15 protein-coding genes are annotated in these 18,580 nt (G+C 38.0%); 1 reads left to right on the forward strand and 14 read right to left on the reverse strand.

Going from position 1 to position 18,580, the window contains the following annotated elements; translation table 11 throughout:
* Positions 1 to 433 precede the first annotated feature (433 nt).
* Positions 434 to 2,197, reverse strand: a complete 1,764-nt coding sequence (locus BKP45_RS03420; protein ID WP_071388347.1) for an N-acetylmuramoyl-L-alanine amidase — start codon at positions 2,195 to 2,197, stop codon at positions 434 to 436.
* Between the two features lie 220 nt (positions 2,198 to 2,417).
* Here BKP45_RS03420 and BKP45_RS03425 point away from each other — a divergent pair, with 220 nt between their 5' ends.
* On the forward strand, positions 2,418 to 3,470 hold the full coding sequence (locus BKP45_RS03425) for a glycosyltransferase family 4 protein (protein ID WP_071388348.1): 1,053 nt from the start codon (positions 2,418 to 2,420) through the stop codon (positions 3,468 to 3,470).
* An 18-nt stretch (positions 3,471 to 3,488) separates the two neighbouring features.
* Here BKP45_RS03425 and BKP45_RS03430 read toward each other — a convergent pair whose 3' ends face one another.
* The 13 genes from BKP45_RS03430 to BKP45_RS03490 all read right to left on the reverse strand — a co-directional run bounded on the left by BKP45_RS03430 (position 3,489) and on the right by BKP45_RS03490 (position 18,577).
* Complete coding sequence (locus BKP45_RS03430; RefSeq protein WP_169824051.1) at positions 3,489 to 5,171, reverse strand: sensor domain-containing protein; 1,683 nt, start codon at positions 5,169 to 5,171, stop codon at positions 3,489 to 3,491.
* Positions 5,172 to 5,950: 779 nt separating this feature from the next.
* Positions 5,951 to 6,382 (reverse strand): 3-hydroxyacyl-ACP dehydratase FabZ, encoded by a 432-nt coding sequence (gene fabZ, locus BKP45_RS03435; protein WP_071389034.1) that lies wholly within the window; start codon positions 6,380 to 6,382, stop codon positions 5,951 to 5,953.
* A 127-nt stretch (positions 6,383 to 6,509) separates the two neighbouring features.
* Positions 6,510 to 6,773, reverse strand: a complete 264-nt coding sequence (locus tag BKP45_RS03440; protein ID WP_071388350.1) for a DNA-directed RNA polymerase subunit beta — start codon at positions 6,771 to 6,773, stop codon at positions 6,510 to 6,512.
* A 70-nt stretch (positions 6,774 to 6,843) separates the two neighbouring features.
* On the reverse strand, positions 6,844 to 7,689 hold the full coding sequence (locus BKP45_RS03445) for a flagellar hook-basal body protein (protein WP_071388351.1): 846 nt from the start codon (positions 7,687 to 7,689) through the stop codon (positions 6,844 to 6,846).
* A 30-nt stretch (positions 7,690 to 7,719) separates the two neighbouring features.
* A complete protein-coding gene (locus BKP45_RS03450; protein ID WP_071388352.1) occupies positions 7,720 to 8,541 on the reverse strand; it encodes a flagellar hook-basal body protein in 822 nt (273 codons plus the stop codon).
* 284 nt (positions 8,542 to 8,825) lie between these two features.
* Positions 8,826 to 9,830: a rod shape-determining protein gene (gene mreB / locus BKP45_RS03455; RefSeq protein ID WP_071388353.1), complete on the reverse strand. Its 1,005-nt coding sequence runs from the start codon at positions 9,828 to 9,830 to the stop codon at positions 8,826 to 8,828.
* Positions 9,831 to 9,941: 111 nt separating this feature from the next.
* Positions 9,942 to 10,229 carry a sporulation transcriptional regulator SpoIIID gene (gene spoIIID, locus BKP45_RS03460; protein ID WP_071388354.1) on the reverse strand — a complete coding sequence of 96 codons (288 nt, stop codon included), beginning with the start codon at positions 10,227 to 10,229 and terminating at the stop codon, positions 9,942 to 9,944.
* Positions 10,230 to 10,774: 545 nt separating this feature from the next.
* On the reverse strand, positions 10,775 to 11,596 hold the full coding sequence (locus tag BKP45_RS03465) for a M23 family metallopeptidase (protein WP_071388355.1): 822 nt from the start codon (positions 11,594 to 11,596) through the stop codon (positions 10,775 to 10,777).
* A 698-nt stretch (positions 11,597 to 12,294) separates the two neighbouring features.
* Positions 12,295 to 13,317, reverse strand: coding sequence for a stage II sporulation protein D (gene spoIID, locus BKP45_RS03470; RefSeq protein WP_071388356.1), 1,023 nt, complete (start codon positions 13,315 to 13,317; stop codon positions 12,295 to 12,297).
* 678 nt (positions 13,318 to 13,995) lie between these two features.
* Positions 13,996 to 15,321 carry a UDP-N-acetylglucosamine 1-carboxyvinyltransferase gene (gene murA, locus BKP45_RS03475; protein WP_071388357.1) on the reverse strand — a complete coding sequence of 442 codons (1,326 nt, stop codon included), beginning with the start codon at positions 15,319 to 15,321 and terminating at the stop codon, positions 13,996 to 13,998.
* A 33-nt stretch (positions 15,322 to 15,354) separates the two neighbouring features.
* The gene (locus BKP45_RS03480; RefSeq protein WP_071388358.1) at positions 15,355 to 16,131 is read right to left on the reverse strand and encodes a YwmB family TATA-box binding protein; all 777 of its coding nucleotides are present in this window, start codon (positions 16,129 to 16,131) and stop codon (positions 15,355 to 15,357) included.
* Between the two features lie 222 nt (positions 16,132 to 16,353).
* Complete coding sequence (locus BKP45_RS03485; protein ID WP_071310406.1) at positions 16,354 to 16,587, reverse strand: DUF1146 family protein; 234 nt, start codon at positions 16,585 to 16,587, stop codon at positions 16,354 to 16,356.
* 535 nt (positions 16,588 to 17,122) lie between these two features.
* Positions 17,123 to 18,577 carry an NADH-quinone oxidoreductase subunit N gene (locus tag BKP45_RS03490; RefSeq protein WP_071388359.1) on the reverse strand — a complete coding sequence of 485 codons (1,455 nt, stop codon included), beginning with the start codon at positions 18,575 to 18,577 and terminating at the stop codon, positions 17,123 to 17,125.
* Positions 18,578 to 18,580 lie beyond the last annotated feature (3 nt).

Genomic DNA, 18,580 nt, shown 5'->3' on the forward strand with positions numbered 1-18,580 from the left:
ATTATCAATGTATACTGCGTAAGCACCTATATTAGGTTTGTTTAGAATTTTTTTCGAGCATAAACCATCGGGGCGAGCAGTAATTCTGAGAAACGCGCACATTTTTGTATTTTCGCGCACAAACTACTCGCGTTCGTGCACAAACCAGCGGGACGCGCACAAATTCTGAGAAGCGCGCACATTCGACAGGCAATCGCGCATAAATTTATTTTTTCGCACACAACTGAGCGGAAAAAGTTACAGAAAAAAAGTGCCCGCGGTTTGCGGACACTTTTTTTTGTATTCTTATCCAAAACTTAGGAAATATTTCCAAATTGTATCGAGTAGTAATGATAGACCGATCAGGAATACTCCGATACAAGCTAAGCTAAGCGGTGAGCCCCACTTAATTTCTTTTAATTCTTTCATTTTATGCACCTCTTTTTAGTTACCTTTATTTATAGAAATCTAGTAATCCCTCAAGTACTGCTTGAGCTGCTTGCTCCTGAAATTGCGAGCTTGCTAGTTTCTGTGCCTCGGCTTTGTTCGTTAAAAATCCAAGTTCAATTAATACACTCGGCATTTGTGTGTATTTAATGACTTCAAATCCTGCTTCTTTTACACCACGATCTCTCAGTCCTAAGTTTTGAACTAACTTAGATTGTAGGCTCGAGGCTAACTTTTCACTGTTGTGTCGTTCGTAATTACGATTCCAAAACGTTTCCGTACCGTGAGCCGATTCAAACGTTGAGGAGTTCGTATGAATACTTAAAAAGATATCTGCATTCGCATTCTTTGCTACTGCCGTTCTATTACTAAGTGAGACAAATACATCGCTAGAACGTGTCATCACGACTTTTGCCCCTGCTTGTTCTAACTTTTGCTTTAAGTGTAATGACATGTTTAATACGATATCTTTTTCCCTATACCCATGAGCAACTGCCCCTGGGTCATTTCCACCATGACCAGGATCAATGACGATGACTTTATTTCTCAACTTAGATGTATCAAGTTGCGAAGCGTTTCCAATACTTACAAAATTACGATGAACATAGCCCCATTGGTTTCCTAGTTTAATTTTTAACCAATCGTTATTTACACCAATCTCATAAATATCGATTTGAGTTCCCGAAGTCAGTGTACCAATTCGAGTAGAATTTGTCGTTGGTTCACTTCTTACATTTAGTGTTGCCGTTGTCACTTGACCTGTTTCAATCACTTGGCTAGGTGTTGGACTGTTGCCTTGAAGCATGGAGACAAAATCACTATGTACATAACCCCAATTGTTACTAACTTTAATTTTTAGCCAATCTCTGTTCACACCTATTTCATAAACATCTATTTGTGTGCCTTGAGATAAAGTTGTCATTCTTGTTGCACTTGAATTCGGCTGACTTCTTACGTTTAGGTTCGTTGCCGTTACTTGGCCTTTAGCCATAACTTGGTCACTTACTGGTGCTTGGCTATTATTACCTTGAGTAATTGTAACGAAATCACTATGAACGTAACCCCATTGGTTATTTACTCGAATTTTGAGCCAATTTTTGTTAACCCCTGTTTCATAGATGTCAATTTGCGTTCCTTGAGGTAAAGTCGTCAACCTTGTTGCACTTGCGCTTGCCTGGCTTCTTACGTTTAGGTTCGTTGCCGTTACTCTTCCTTTACTCACAACTTGGTTCGAGGATTGGTTCGTATTGCTTTGGGTAATTCTCACAAAATCACTATGTATATAACCCCACTGATTATTTATTCGAATTTTTAACCAATCTTTGTTCACGCCTGTTTCAAAAATTTCCACTTTCGTTCCATTTGCAAGTACGCCGATTCTTTGAGAAGATGCACTTGCTTGGCTTCTTACATTTAAATTAGAAGCGGTCACTTGACCATCAGCGACTTTTACTTGATTGCTTTGAGTAAAAGTTTCGGTGATCGTTACGAAATCTTTATGAACAAACCCCCATTGGTTGTTTACATTAATTTTTAACCAATCTCTGTTCACGTTTATTTCAAAAATTGATACCTTTGTTCCTCTTGGAAGTTGAGCAATCCTTCTCGCATTCGCGTTTGCCTCACTTCTGACGTTTAATAAAGAAGCGGTCACTTCCCCAACTGCAACTCTACTATTGTCACCGTAAACTTTAGCCGGTTGACTATTAAACTGAATACTACTAAACATTGCAATTAAAATCACAGAAAAAATAAGTACAAACTTTCTCAAACTACCACCTCTCTAATTTCACATATATACTAAATAAACTACATTTTTCCACTAAAGTCTAGTAGATTAGACAAAAATATTTCTAAATTTCTTCATTCCTTGACTAATAAGGATAGCGCCAGATGAAACATAGTATAAATTCCCATAAGATTAGAAAAGATAAAGATAATAGTTTTAAGGACATGTTCGTTTGTAAAACCTTATGGTAAAGGGGTTTAAAATGAGTTTATATATAGTAGGTTTTTTAATTTCTTTAGTAGCATCTTTATGTTCGGTACCATTCGTGAAAGAAATTGCGGTGAAATTTGGAATAGTCGATCAGCCAAGTAATAGAAAAATACATATGAAACAAATGCCGAGGTTAGGTGGTTTAGCAATTATACTTGGCTTTTTTGCAGGCTTTCTTTATATAAGCCCTACAAATCCTTATTTAATGCCAATTATTCTGGGTGCTTGTATCATCATCGTTATCGGGATACTTGATGACAAGTTTACCTTATCTTACAAAATAAAGTTAGCAGGGCAAGTTGCTGCCGCCGCAATTGTAGTCTTTTCGGGATTGACTGTCGAGTTTATTTATTTACCGATGCTACATCGAGTTGAACTTGGAATGTTGGAATATATTTTTACAATGCTTTGGATCATCGGGATTACAAATGCGGTAAATTTAATTGATGGGTTAGATGGGTTGGCAAGTGGTGTTTCCACAATCGCTCTAGCAGCGATTTTGTTTATGGCGATCATTAATGGACAAATGTTTGTCGCGACGGTTACCTTATTATTAATGGCAAGTACGCTAGGATTTTTAGTTTTTAACTTTTATCCAGCAAAAATCTTTATGGGCGATACCGGTTCATTATTTTTAGGTTATTTCATTTCAATCATCTCTATTCTCGGTTTTTTCAAAAGTTTTACGTTGGTGAGTTTTATCATTCCGATATTAATATTATCGATCCCGATTTTCGATACATATTTTGCTATCATACGAAGGCTCTTAAACAAGCAAAAAATTACGGCCCCTGACCGGTCACATCTTCATCATTGCCTTTTACAATTAGGATTTAGTCATCGGACTACCGTATTAATCATTTATGGTATGGGAGCATTCTTTGGAATAAGTGCGATCATTTTTTCAAACACGACATTATGGGTTTCGTTTTTAATTATTGGCTTGATACTTTTGTTGGTTCATATTACCGCAGAGTTTATCGGATTAATCGGGCAGAAAAGACCTTTGATAACCATGATAAAAAGATTAACGTCTCGTAGTTAGACGTTAATCTTTTTAGGTTTAGACCTTACATAAGAGCAGTTGTTCAACAGCTTCAGCTGGCACTGGTTTTGAGAAGAGATAGCCTTGAGCATGGTTACAGCCTTCTTCTCTAATCACAGCTAACTGTGCTTCTGTCTCAATTCCTTCGCACGTAACAGTAAGATTGAGAGTTTTGCCCATAGCAATGATAAGTTTCACGATCACAGCATCTTCATCGTGGCCATTGCTATTTTTTACAAAAGACTGATCAATTTTCAACGTATCTATTGGAAAATTTTTCAACTGGCTTAACGATGAATAACCTGTACCAAAGTCGTCTAGTGCAAATTGTACCCCTAGTTGTTTAAGTGCTTGAAGTTTTTTCACAGCGGCAGCAATGTTGATAATCGCTATATTTTCAGTGATTTCTAATTTCAAGTGTTCTGGTTTAATTGCGGTATCGCGGATCACTTGCTTGACGATGTCTACAAATTCTTTTCGCTCGAATTGCTTTCTTGAAATGTTTACGGAAACTTGTAGGGCATTCCCAGCATCGTTCCATTTTTTTATTTGCTCACAAGCGGTTCTTAACACCCAATCATCGATATCGACAATTAATCCCATTTCCTCGGCAATAGGTAAAAATTCGTTAGGTGGAACTAATCCACGCTCAGGATGCTGCCAACGAACTAACGCCTCAACGCCAGATGGAATACGTGTATCGACATCGACTTGGAGCTGATAAAAAACTTTAAATTCTTGGTTTTCCATCGCATTTCGCAAGTCCGTTTCTATAACTAACTGTTGATACGTTCCTTGACTCATGGTATCGTCATAAATCTGATAATTATTTCTTCCCTCTTCTTTTGAGCAATACATAGCAATATCTGCATTTCTAATTAACGTCCCTGCATCAATTCCGTGATCTGGATATATGCTCACGCCTATACTTGCCGTTATGAAAAGTTCCCTTTCAACGCGCATAATTGGTAATTCAGAGAAGTTTTTAAAAATTTCACTAATAAAACTCGCAACCTCATTTTTAGATTCAATGTTTGGTATAAACATCGTAAATTCGTCCCCACCAAAACGACCGACCGTACCTCTTTTTTCAAAAATTGATTTTAAACGGTTAGCAACACCCTTTAGCATCTCATCTCCAAATTGATGTCCAAACGTATCATTAATCATTTTGAATCGATCTAAGTCAAAAAACATAACTGCTAATTTTTTTCCGTTCGTTTTATGTTCGTTAATTTGCTCCATTAGAAGTTGGTTGAAATGAATCCTGTTTGGTAAATCTGTTAAATTATCATGGAAAGCATGGTATGAAATGCTTTGCTCTGCTAACTTTCTAGAAGTAATATCACGGATGACCCCTATATAATAGGTATCTTCTAAATTTTCTTTTTTGATTTGGGTGATTGTGATATACGACCAATAATGATCACCATTTTTCTTTTTATTTACAAGCTCACCAGTCCATGTCCCATTTTCCATAATTTCTTCCCACATCTCGTCAAAGACAGATTGTGGCGTTTGACCGGATTGGAAAATACGAGGGTTTTGCATAAAAAGCTCTTCATAAGTATAGCCTGTAATTTTTTGAAAAGTGGGATTGGCAGCTAAAATTTGTTGGTTAGAATTTGTAATAATCAAACCGTCGTTCATGTGACAAAAAAGTTTCCAGACATTATTGTCATCTACCGCAAATTTTTTCACATATTCTCTCATCTTACTTAGGCTAGCGAGAAGCGCTGCCTTTCACCTCCTTTTTGACGCACACGAGGGAAGTTTTTTCCTTTAGAGATAATTTCTCTTTCAGATGTTAAAACAACCCTTTTATTTTAGTATATCAGCATACGAAAGGAGCGACTATATATTGTGAATAAATTTCACCCGATAATTTTGAACTTTTGTTGTCGATTATATAGAGGAATTATGTGTGCGGCACACCGGTTCTGCTCGATCCTTCCTTCGTTGTGCGCGATTTCTTGTCGATTATGCACGGGTTCCGGTTTTTGTGCGCGCACCCCCGATTGTGCGCGGTTCTTCCTTCGTTATGCGCGGTTCAACCTCGGTTATGCGCGATTCCTTGTCGAATATGCGCGGTCTCCGGTTTTTGTGCGCGCACCCCCGATTGTGCGCGGTTCTACCTTCGTTATGCACGGTTTCCCCTCAGTTATGCGCGCTTCCTTGTCGATTGTGCGCGGGCTCGGATTTTTGTGTGCGGCACCCCCGGTTGTGCGCGGTTCCCACTTCGTTATGCGCGTTTCTACCTCAGTTGTGCTCGTTTCCCACTTCGTTATGCGCGATTTCTTGTCAATTATGCGCGGTTTACCATTTTTGTGCGCGCCACCCCGGTTTTATGCACGATTCCCCCTCAGTTGTGCGCGGTTCCTTGTCGATTATGTGCGGTTTACCATTTTTGTGTGCGATTCCCCCTCAGTTATGCGCGCACCCCTAAAGTAAAAAGGCTGCCAAGCGGCAGCCTTTTTACTTTATTTATTTTCACCTAGTGCAAACATTAATTCTGCTTCGGCAACTAATTTGCCGTCTACGTATGCTGTTCCTTTTCCTTTGCCGATCGAACCTCTTAGGCGAGTGATTTCTACTTCAAGACGAAGTTGGTCTCCTGGTTTCACTTGTCCTTTGAAGCGGCAGCCATCAATTCCTGCAAAGAATGCTAGACGTCCACGGTTTTCTTCTTTAATTAACATAGCTACTGCACCAACTTGTGCAAGTGCTTCGATGATGAGTACTCCTGGCATAACAGGATAATCCGGGAAGTGTCCGTTGAAAAATTCTTCGTTAGCCGTTACATTTTTAATTCCAACTGCACGTGTCCCTTCTTCTAGTTCTACAATGCGATCTACTAGTAAAAATGGATAGCGGTGCGGGATAATTTCTTTAATTTGTTGAACATCTAGCATAGTCATGAATTAGTACCTCCTAATAGTAACTGATATTATTATAATTGTACCACAAATGTAAGTTTACTACACTCCCCTCTCAAAATACAAAAAGCCCATGACAGGTGTTAAAAACACCCATCATGGACTACTCGATATCTTTATAGATGATGTCGTGAATTTGCAGCCATGGTCCTTTTCCTAATACGTCTATAGGGTTACCATCTCCGACAATTCCATAGCCAAACATCGCTCCACCAACAAGGCTAGCTGCAAAGATTAATGTTACTAGTAATACACGAACCCATATAGGAATAAGACGAATGGGCTTGCGGCGATTACGCTTATTTTTCTCTTCTTTTTCTTTACGTATAGCTTGTCTATTTTTATTTTCTTTTTCATTAGTTGTCATAGCATACACCTTCTTCATTTAGAACGTATTATTAGTTGTTGATAGGTTCCGCTCTAAATATCAAACTTTACTAGCCTCTAATGTTATTTACTAATCCCATCATTTGATCAGCCATTGAAATGGAGCGTGTGTTGAATTGGTACGCTCTTTGGGCAAGGATAAGTTCGCTTAGTTCTTTACCTAAGTCAACGTTCGACCCTTCCAATGCTCCTTGAATTAGTTTCCCCTCGTTTTCAGGAACTAATTCTAAAACGTCATCGAAGCCTAGACCAAGCTGATCGAGATTCGGAAAGGAAAAATAATTATCACCGATACTTTCTAGTAATTGAGGTTTTGTCACACGAAATAGTTGCAACTGACCTAAATTTATCTCAGTATCTAGATCCCCTTTTAACGTAACAAGTATGGTACCTGTCTCAGTCACATTAATTGAGTCATAATTAGCTGGTATTGCAATAGCATTACCAGTTGCTGACATAACGTAGTCACCATCACCTGTCACTAAAAACAACTCATCTGCATTATCTGGATTCGGCGTGAGATAAAAAGCTCCGTCCCTCGTAAAGCGTCGAGATTCATTTTCATCAGTTGGTAAAACTTCAAAAAAGATTCCTTTTTCACCAATTGCTATGTCAAGCGGGCGCTCTGTTTGAATAATGGCGCCTTGTTCCATACGTAGAATCGTTTGAGAAACTCGGGCACCTGAACCAATACGAAGCCCGTTCGATGTGTTTCGTCCGGTTTCTTGCTGATGTACGGTTTGGTTATTCAACTGTTGAAATAGCAAATCTTGAAACTGAACATCGCGACGTTTATAGCCATTTGTGTTCACGTTAGCTACATTATGTGAAATTGTATCTAACTTTTTTTGCAATTGGCCCATTGTCACAGATGCCGTGATCATCGATTGATTCATTTTGCACCTCGTTTTTTCAAATAAAGTTCATTATCCGATTCTTCCAATCTCATTAGCTGCTTTTTCCATGCTACGATCGTACGCTTGAAGTACTCGTTGGTTTGCTTCAAAGGCGCGGAAAGCCGTCATCATATCGGTCATCGTTTGCGTAGCATCAACATTCGACCGCTCAATAAAACCTTGTTGAAGTTGATACGTAATCGCACCATTTCCGATTGCTGTACCAACAGGCTCTTCACCTTCATAACGGAGTAACCCATTCCCTTCTTTTACAAGTAGATTTGGGTTTCCCACAAACGCAACGTTTAATTGCGTGATTTCGCCAACATCATTAAAGATGATACCTTCTCGTGAAACACGAAAATCTTCATTTGCAACCTGAATTCGATCTCCGTTGTTATCAAGGACATAAAATCCTTCACCAGTCGTTAAGAAGCCTTGTCCATCGACTGTAAAACTTCCGTTACGAGTATAGCGAATATCACCATTGTTATTTTCAACTGTGAAAAACAATGCTCCTGGACGTCCTGTCTCTTCGTTTACCGGAACGACACCTTGGAAAAGTGCAATGTCAGTACTGTTATTCGTCTCATGAATGTCACCTTGACGGAAATTCAATGTTTTTTCTTGTAAATAAACTCCCGTACTTAACTCACCCACATGATGCGATTTTCCTAAAGGACGATTATCGACTCCCATTGCTTTTACGAGCATGTTTGGAAAAGAGCGAAGGGAAGCATCATCTGCTTTAAAACCTGGCGTATTTGCGTTAGCTAAATTATTCGTTAACATTTCTTGACGGCGCTGTTGAGCAATCATTCCAGCGGCAGACGTATAAAATCCACGGATCATGTTTTCACCTCGTTATTATAAGAAAAGCGCAAGCACCTGGAGCTAGACACCTTTCCAATTTCAAAAATTAATACTTTATTATCTTGTAAGAAAACATTCATGCTTTTAACTAGCATTGAAAGTATATTACTTTCATGAAAAAGCAATAAACATCTTTCTAATTCCCATGATAAAATCACTTTCAATCATCTAATCTATCATATATATCGGTAGGTTCACATGAAAATTAATATGTAAATTATGGAGCATCTAACAGAATGCCGCCAGACACTCCGAAACTTAAACTAAATCTTAAATTTACGTTTCTCGATTTTATCTAAGTTTTCTAATAATAGGCCCGTCCCTTTGACTACGCAATGCATAGGATCCTCTGCAATAAGGACTGGTACTTTTAACTCATCAGCAAGTAGTGAATCAATGCCATGTAGTAATGCTCCACCACCTGTGATAATGACACCTCTGTCGATAATATCTGCTGAAAGCTCTGGTGGTGTCTGTTCTAAAACACTTCTTGAAGCTTGTACAATATGAGAAACCGGCTCTTCAAGCGCTTTTTGTATCTCCTCTGAGTATACGGTAATCGTTCTTGGAAGTCCACTGACCAAGTCACGTCCACGAATGTCAATTTCTTCTTTCCGTCCACCTGGAAACACCGTTGCTACCTCGAATTTAATTTGCTCTGCTGTACGTTCACCGATCAGTAGTTTGTATGTTTTCTTTATGTAGTGTAAAATTTCCTGATCAAACTTGTCCCCTGCGACTTTAATTGAAGAGGCGGTGACAATATCGCCCATTGATAATACAGCAACATCCGTTGTCCCACCGCCAATGTCTACGACCATGTTACCGCTTGGTTGGTAAATATCCATTCCTGCTCCAATTGCTGCTACTTTCGGTTCTTCTTCCAAATAAACATTTTTTCCACCGCTTTTTTCTGCTGCTTCACGAATTGCTTTTTGCTCAACAGATGTAATGTTTGTTGGACAACAAATTAAAATTCTCGGTTTAGTTAAAAAACCTCTAACATTAATTTTGTCTAAAAAATGCTTTAACATTGATTCTGTCAGGTCAAAGTTCGCAATTACACCATCCTTCATAGGACGAAGGGCAACAATGTTTCCAGGAGTACGGCCTACCATGCGAAATGCTTCATCTCCAACAGCTAGAACTCTACTTGTTTTTGTATCTATTGCGACTACTGAGGGCTCGTTTAATACAATTCCTCTTCCTTTTACGTGTACGAGAACATTTGCTGTCCCTAAATCAATTCCAATGTCCCTGCCAAACATGTTTTTTCCTCCCTGCTTTTAGTAACCGTTTCATTGTTCACTCTTAGTTTGTATCCAATGTATTATTTTATCATATATTGTCATTGCAGGGATATGATTTTCTTCTTCTTCTTACTTTTGAGTTTCTACAAATTTCTTTGATGCTGGTTCTGTAGTTTTCTGATATTTTACTTTTGTCGCTTCCCCACCTCTTAAATGGCGAATTGATTTGTGATATTCTAAAATTTCTTTTACTTCATTTGCCAGCTCTGGATTAATTTCAGGCAATCGTTCTGTTAAGTCTTTATGAACTGTGCTCTTGGAAACTCCGAATTCTTTTGCGATCGTTCTTACGGTTTTCCTTGTTTCGACGATGTACCTGCCAATCTTGATTGTTCGTTCTTTGATGTAATCGTGCACACCTCTCGCCTCCCTAATTCGTGAGGGTCCAAAAGGTTGTGTGACAGATTGCTAGGAAAATTCACTCTTCATATATAGGGCACGTTCAAAAAGTCAGTAAAATCAGAAAAAAGAGTGAGGAGAACTTCCTGTAGAAAATCTATTTTATAACAGTCTCACTCGTCTTTTATCATTTAGGACTTTTTAAACATCCTTCTTTATGTAGAGAGGAACTTATATATATTTTCCATCACCTGACTTCTTTGGACCCTTCGTTTAATCTAATGATTTGTAACATTTTATTAAGGGAGACGGGTATATATGCATAAAACGTGATAAAATAAGGGTTTTTATTTGTAAAATGTCATTTTTTTTGATAATTTTAAGTTTTCTTGATAAAAGAAGAATACATTTGGTTTTATAAAGTTAGAGCTGCCTAGCTTTGAGAAAGGTAATTGCAAAATTCCCACGGATGATTTATGTTTTTTTATTAGTAGCAATGGGGCTCGTATACCACAAAAACAGTCCTCCTAAAAATTGAGGACTGTTTTTTTCATTAAGTTACATTAGCTTTGTTCTAGTTCTAATTGGAAAGTTTGGTCTTCCATTTCATCTTGTTCATCTGCTTCTTCAGTTTCTTCTTCATCTTCATCTTCATTTGGATCATTTGCATTGTCACTAACATCTACAGCTGAAACTGTTTGATTGAAAAAATCCATTGGGTTTACTGGTGTACCGTCTTGACGAATTTCAAAATGTACATGTACACCTGCGTCTTTGTTATAAAGACTTCTTCCAGCTTGAGCGATAATATCACCTTGTTTTACAGATTGACCTTCTTCAACTTTTAGGTCATCTAAGCTTTGGTAAACAGTGACTACACCGTTGTCGTGTTCAATATGAACAACTTTACCAAACAATGCATCTTCTTCTGCTTTAACAACCGTACCACTCAATGCTGCAGTTACGTCAAATGTTTCACCGCTCTCCATTGCTAAATCAATGCCTTTATTTTGGCGGTAAGTATTATCATAAAGTACGAGAGCTTTTTTCTGTTCTTCTTCTGTAGCATCATAATCAAAGAAATAACCGATTACTTTCACTTCATCTTCATCGACCACTGGCATTTTGATCACTTCATCGACTTTTGAAACTGGGAATGCATCTTCATAATTCACATCATTATCTGCACCAGTTTCATAGCCTTCACCGTCAACAACTGGTTGTTCTTGAGTTACATTATCTGTTCCTTGAAGATAAAGAACACCACTCAAAACAACTGCTCCTAAACCAAGATAAACTGCAGGTAAAGCCCAACGTTTTTTCATCATTTTCTGAAGGTTTGCCTTCATTTTTGTTAATTTAGAAGATTTATTTTCTTCTCTCATTTAATCATCACCTCAGCAATCAGTCTGATCAAATTAACGGAATTATATACACAATTATAAAAAATATTAAATTTTTATTTTTCGACAAGGTTAGCAAAATTATTCATAGTTTTTTGTGAAAGTTTTGAAGGCAGTTTGTACTAAATTTTGCACTGTGAGGGTGTGCTTTCACGTGATTAGCTTTTGGATGTTTGTTAAGGAAGGGATGCGGACACTGAGTACGTTATTTTAAGAATTCCATCAATTTTTTGCCCTTTTCGGACCGTGGTTCCGCTATTTGCTTAAATCCTTTAAAAAATGGCGCTTATCATACAAAATAAAGGATCTACTGTCCGATAACTTCTAGAATCGCACGTTTTATTGAAATTAACGGAACTGGTGTCCACTTAATCAATCTCTTGAAGTGATATAGGGAGCATTACAGGCCTTTTGATGCCCTTTTCTTATAAAACTAACTAAATACCGGAACAAACTTAACACATAAGAAAAGCGCAAGGCGCCCGCCTATCGGCGACAAACACTGGAAGGTCGGCAAGTAGCGGTCTGCTCTTTGACCGCAATTGACGAACTGAAGTGATCGAGCCGATGGCGCCTGGAGCTAGACAGTTTTCAAGTTAGAAATTTATAAATTCTGATTACATAAAAAAAACGCATGCGATTTTCGTAATGAAAATCTATGCGTTCTCGGAATAACCTAATTATTCTGCCAAAGCGGTAATAAAAGGGGCGATTGAGGATATTTGGACATCTTGGTAATAGTGTTGGATAATCTCTTGATAGCTTTTACCTTCTTTGGCCATTCCATCGGCACCGTACTGGCTCATGCCCACGCCGTGCCCCCAGCCTCTAGTTTCGATCACAACATTGTTTCCATTTCTCTCCCACCGGAAATCACTAGAGTCTAAATCTAACGCTTCTCTTACCTCTCGACCTGTAAATGTTTTCCCGTTTATTTTAACTTTTGCAACTCTTCCACTATCTGTACGCGCTGTAATTTCGCCAACAGTTCCATCATTAGGAAGTTGTACTCCTAATGCATTTGAGAATTGCTGGGCTGAGATGATTTTTTCAGCTACATACCGAGGGGATGCAGTATCCCAAGGACTTTCAACACCTCTTAAGTATGGAATTTCATTTTGCCAGTAATCTTCTGAATTTTCTGTATAGCCGTTACTCGTCGAAAAAAAGGTTGCTGTAATTGGCTCACCATCATAAGTAATAACTTGACCACGTGTGCTTTGGACTGCTTCTAGAATTCTCGAATACTTCCTGTCATATTCATTTCCCCATTTGCTTTGAAGTTCCTCTTTATTTTGGTAGACTTGGTGAATGACCGTATCTGTAACTAATGCCCCTTCTGGCAACTTAGTATCAATTGGGTTTAACATGTGTTTAACGATGTAGGTACGCGCTGTTAACGCTTGCGCCTTTAATGCTTCAATGGAAAAATCTGCCGGCATTTCTGAAGCAACTACACCAACAATGTAATCTTCAAAGTCGACTTCTTCGATAACATTTGATTTCGTACGAAAAACTGGCACCGATAAATCCTCTGGTGATTCTAGTGATCGTTCTTGTGTATTCGTTGCGTTTGATGTTTGAACGACTGTGGAGTTCACCGTTTGCTCTTGTGCATCTCCTTTAAATGCTAGAACAAGCATCGTAGGGATAATTAAAATGATACTACATAGAATTGCACCGATTATGATTAGTTGTCGCATTGCCTATACGCCTCCAGTTTTTGAAATTGGGCTAAGATTTGTAGACGATACTTGCAGCTAATATTCTATTGTCTATACGGAGTCTATGACTATTTCAGAGAAAATAGACCTTTAAATTCAGAGTCTAAATAAGTGAGTGAATATCATAATTAACTAAATTTGTTGGAGACGATCTTCATCCAACAACATTTAGTATCCGATCAGTGAAAAATAAACAAGTATGAAATTATAAAAATTCTATCTTTATGTTTATGTATTTGAGTGAATTTCATAATTACAATAACCGAGCTACATAAAGCTGAACTTCAATCAGCGGGGGTTTTCCTTCATCCCCCACTGATTGTTAGTTCAACTTATCGGACCTTTAGGGGCAGTTTATCCCCCACCTAAACGTCTCGATTTTCTTAAGTTTTGAGGTGGGGGTCTTACTTGCCCCTTAAGAGTGGGATAAAGCTATATCTAATTGTGAAAATACTGGACTATGATTCATTAATTTAATAGACAGAATAAATTTTCATGACATTATCCTCAATCTCCAAAAGTTTGTCCATATTTAAAAATCAAAAAGGAGAGTTTTTCATTTGTGTGAAATACTCTCCTGTGTTGTTTTAGAATAGAATAGCTTTGCTTTTTGTCCAAAATGATGTCACACAACATAACAGACAAAAACGGGCATACCTATGCTAAGTTTGGATTCATTTTTAATGGAGACGGTGCCTCAAGGTTTTCAAGTTGAGTGTGATTAACTTCATATACTCTTTCGACCTGTGCCCCTAGGCTTCTTAGTTTTCCAGCAAAGTCAACGTAGCCACGGTCAATGTGCTTTAATTCCACAACTCTTGTATAGCCATCTGCTACGAGTCCTGCAATGACTAAAGCAGCTCCAGCTCGTAAATCAGTAGCTGCAACTTCTGCTCCTTGTAGGGAAGTTGGGCCTGAAATAATTGCTGTTCTACCTTCAATTTTAATATCTCCATTCATACGACGGAATTCTTCCACGTGCATGAAGCGATTTTCAAAAACTGTTTCTGTAATCATACTTGCGCCTTCTGCTTTTAAAAGTAGAGACATCATTTGTGATTGCATATCTGTCGGGAAACCTGGATGAGGCATCGTCTTAATATCAATTGACTTTAATTTTTCCGGACCAATGACGCGAATACCTGTTTCTTCATCAATAATAGTAACACCCATTTCTTCCATTTTGGCGATTAATGGACGTAAATGTTCAGAAAGGGCACCTTCAACAAATACGTCACCACCAGTAATGGCAGCGGCAACCATAAATGTTCCTGCTTCAATACGATCTGGGATTATCGTATGCTTTGCACCAACAAGTTTTTCGACTCCTTCAATACGAATCGTACCTGTACCAGCACCACGAACTTTCGCTCCCATTGCATTTAAATACGTAGCTAAACATACAATCTCAGGTTCTTCTGCTACGTTCTCAATGATTGTTGTTCCTTTTGCAAGTGTAGCAGCCATCATAATATTTTCAGTTGCGCCTACACTAGGAAAATCCAAATAAATTTTTGCTCCTTTAAGGCGTCCGTCCACTTTAGCCTCAATAAAACCATTACCAATTTCTACTTTGGCTCCCATTGCTTCAAACCCTTTTAAGTGCTGGTCAATTGGACGTGAACCAATTGCACATCCGCCTGGAAGGGCAATTCGTGCATGACCAACTCGAGCCAATAGCGGACCCATAACAAGAAACGAGGCTCTCATTTTTCGAACGTACTCAAAAGGAGCTTCCGTTTTTAATGTTTTTTGGGCGTCCACTTCGATGCTTCCATTTTCATAAGAAACATCAATATTTAAATTTCGTAAAACTTCATTTATTGTGTATACATCAGCAAGTGCTGGTGCATCATAAATGTGGCTCTTTCCTTCACTACCTAAAATAGATGCAGCGATTACTGGTAAAACAGCATTTTTAGCGCCTTCGACTTTCACTTTACCAGATAACCGTTTACCTCCTTGGACTATTATTTTTTCCAACGTATTCCCCTCCGACGTCCAGTTTCTATACTATTAATATTCAGTCGTAATTATCGGCGTGCCAATTGTCACGGTAGTTTCACCGCCCAATCGTTCATTTGCTCGAATAGCTAGTTGTAAATTCATACTTTCTTCAGTGGTTGTTAAGGAACTGTTCCATATATTAGTGTATGCAGAGATGGAAATGAACGTTTCCTCTTTTAATGCCTCAATTTTTTGAGCAGAGAATTCTTTCAATAAAAGTTCTGCTTGCTCACCTAAACCAAGATTTAGTTTATCACTGCCATTTCCTGTTGCACAAGTGAAAATTTTGGTATTCTTATTAAATAAGTCTTGATGCCTAAAAAGTACTACTGACGTAAGGGAGTCTAATTGCTTTTCGGATAATGTTTGAACACCTTGAACTTCGTAAATTAGATATGAATGTAACTGCTTGTTGTGAGGGTAGACAATGTAGGTAAGTGTTTGGGTAACACCTATATCGTGGTGAATAAATGTGCCGATCGCCTTTTTTTGGTCTTTTGGGTAATCTTTTAGTGGTTCCCAATCAAAATGGCTTAACATCTGTTGAATTGTCTTTAATTCTTTTTCATATTCACCTGGTTCTGTCCAGTGATTTAATTGCCCCCGTGTATATAGCGTCCATTCAGTAAGCTCAATATCATGTTTATCCATGACATCTACAATTTGGTTTAACTCAGAGAACAGATTTTCTACCGTTGCTTCTCCTTTCTCGCTTAGTCCTAAATAATAAAGACTAAAGAAAACAATACCAAAAAATATGATGTGCAGCTTATTTTTATTCCCCATGTTTCTCTCTCTCCTTATACGTTCGATTTCGTCGAACTAATCTCTTACTAGCATTTTTACCAGTTCGAGAGTATAAATACATGGAAGTTGTAGTTAAAAGTCGACAAAATCAGTATTTAATTAAGGAGAGCAAAAGCACCTTGGTCACGAGCAGCTGTTCTTGTTTCACTCCATTTACTCGTCGTAAAACAGCTACGAAGTGACCAAGCTGAAGCTAGATCGCTAAAAGAGAAAGCGAAGCATTTTTGACCAGTTTAAGTAATCTAAAAAGAAGCCACTTACTAACTGTGTTAATGCAATAGTTGTAATAATCATTAGTACTTTCCCTTGAGGTCCTTTAGGATTTTTCACAAGGAATTCAAAACGAAACGCTTGCAAAGCCCACCAAATGACAACTAAAAATGCAAGATTTACAAGAAGGTGGACAAGAGCTTGTTGTCCAAACTGTTCTAACATTTGTAAAAACTCCTAACCTTACGTATTTCTGTTATATATCATAATTTTTTTCATGACTACGTATGAAGAAAAATGATAATGCTATAAAAAAACCACTTATATAACAGACACATTTTCTATAATAACGAAATTTATAAAAAAAAGCTATTTTAAATATGAAGAAAGCTGACTATTTTCTTCGACAAAGAGTATTATGACATTTTTTATCCGATCGGACAGAGAATCCGTTATTTTAAGAAAAATTTGATTTTAAAGCTTTTTGCGGACCGTGGTTCCGTTATTTGCTCGAAATTACCTAGAATTATCACGAAAAATAGCAAATAACGGAACCTAAGTCCGTTAGCTTCATAAAACATCCAATTTTTCAGAAATAACGGAACTGTAGTCCGCTTCCTCGGCAGCTCATCTCCTAAACTTCAAAAATGGCACCACCTTTGATCCACCTTGCACCGACCTCTGTTCCCTACCTGCCCAAAACAAAACCTACCAAAATTTATCATTTTGGTAGGTTTGAATTTTTTATAATTTGTGAATACTAAAGGATGATCCACATTAAGCCGTTCATATAGTTGGTCAGCATGTTGGCAAAAAGAGCTAGGCCGAAAGTACCGATAAGTGAAATTGTCACGATAAGCGAAATGCTTGTCGGTGCTTTTAGCATGCTATTATTTTCCTTAGGATCCATCATGTACATTTGTCTAATAATTCCAAAGTAATAGAAGAACGAGATTGTACTTGTTACAATTAGAACCACTGCGAGCCATACCATTTCACTCGACATGACGCCTAAGAAAATGTACACCTTCCCAACAAAACCGGCTGTGATCGGTAAACCTGTCATCGAAAGAAGGAAAACAGTCATCGAATGCGCTAGGAATGGAGATCGTTTTCGAAGCCCGGCAAAGCTAGAAATATCTTCACTCTCTGCATTTTCCGTTACGTGTGTAATAATCGCAAACGCCCCTAATGTCATAAATATATAAGCAAATGCGTAGTAAACGATCATACTCATCGTAATGTTAAACGAAAGTGACGCAGCAAGTGGAACGAGTAAGTAACCCGCTTGCGCAATTCCTGAGTAAGCCATTAGACGCTTCACATTCTTCTGTACTAATGCAACTGTATTACCAATAATCATCGTTAACGCTGCAATCACAGCAATCACGAAATACCACTCATGATAAATTCCACCAAAACCTACAGCCAAAATTCGAAGCATAATCGCAAATCCAGCAACTTTTGAAACGGTAGCTAAAAACCCTGTAATTGGTGTTGGTGCGCCTTCATAAACGTCTGGAGCCCACATATGGAACGGTACAATTGAAATTTTAAAACCGAAACCTGCAATCATAAATAGTAATGACATAATCACTAAGTACGGATATTGTCCGTATAACTGTTGAATGCCTGATCCAATTTCTCCTAAATTCGTCGTTCCTGTTAAACCATACATAAATGACATTCCGTATAAAATGAACGCCGATGCTGTCCCACCTAGCACAACATATTTTAGTGCCGCTTCAGACGATTTTGCTTGGTTTTTACGGAAACCAGCTAAACAGTAAGAAGAAATACTTAGGATCTCAAGTCCAATAAATAACGTAATTAAATCGGCAGACGATACCATTAACATCGCACCAAGTGATGCAAAAAGTAAAAGCGAGTACAGTTCACCTTGATACATTTCTTCGTGCTTTTCCATATAAGACATGGAATTAATAATCACAAGCGCAACCCCAATTAAGATGACAATCTTAAATAGCATTGCATAAGGATCGACAACGAACGTTGCACCTATTGATCCTGGTGTTTGGTTAAAAATAACGACAAGAATGATCGTAATTAGAAGTGAAAATACGCTTAAAATACCGATGAACGGCTTTTTGCCACGTATGCCTGTTGTAAAATCAATCGTAAACACTGTTAAAGCAAGTATTGCCAACACAATCTCCGGAGTCATTAAAGACCAGTCTGCGTTAAATGCTGTCATTGT

This window comes from Anaerobacillus alkalidiazotrophicus, assembly GCF_001866055.1.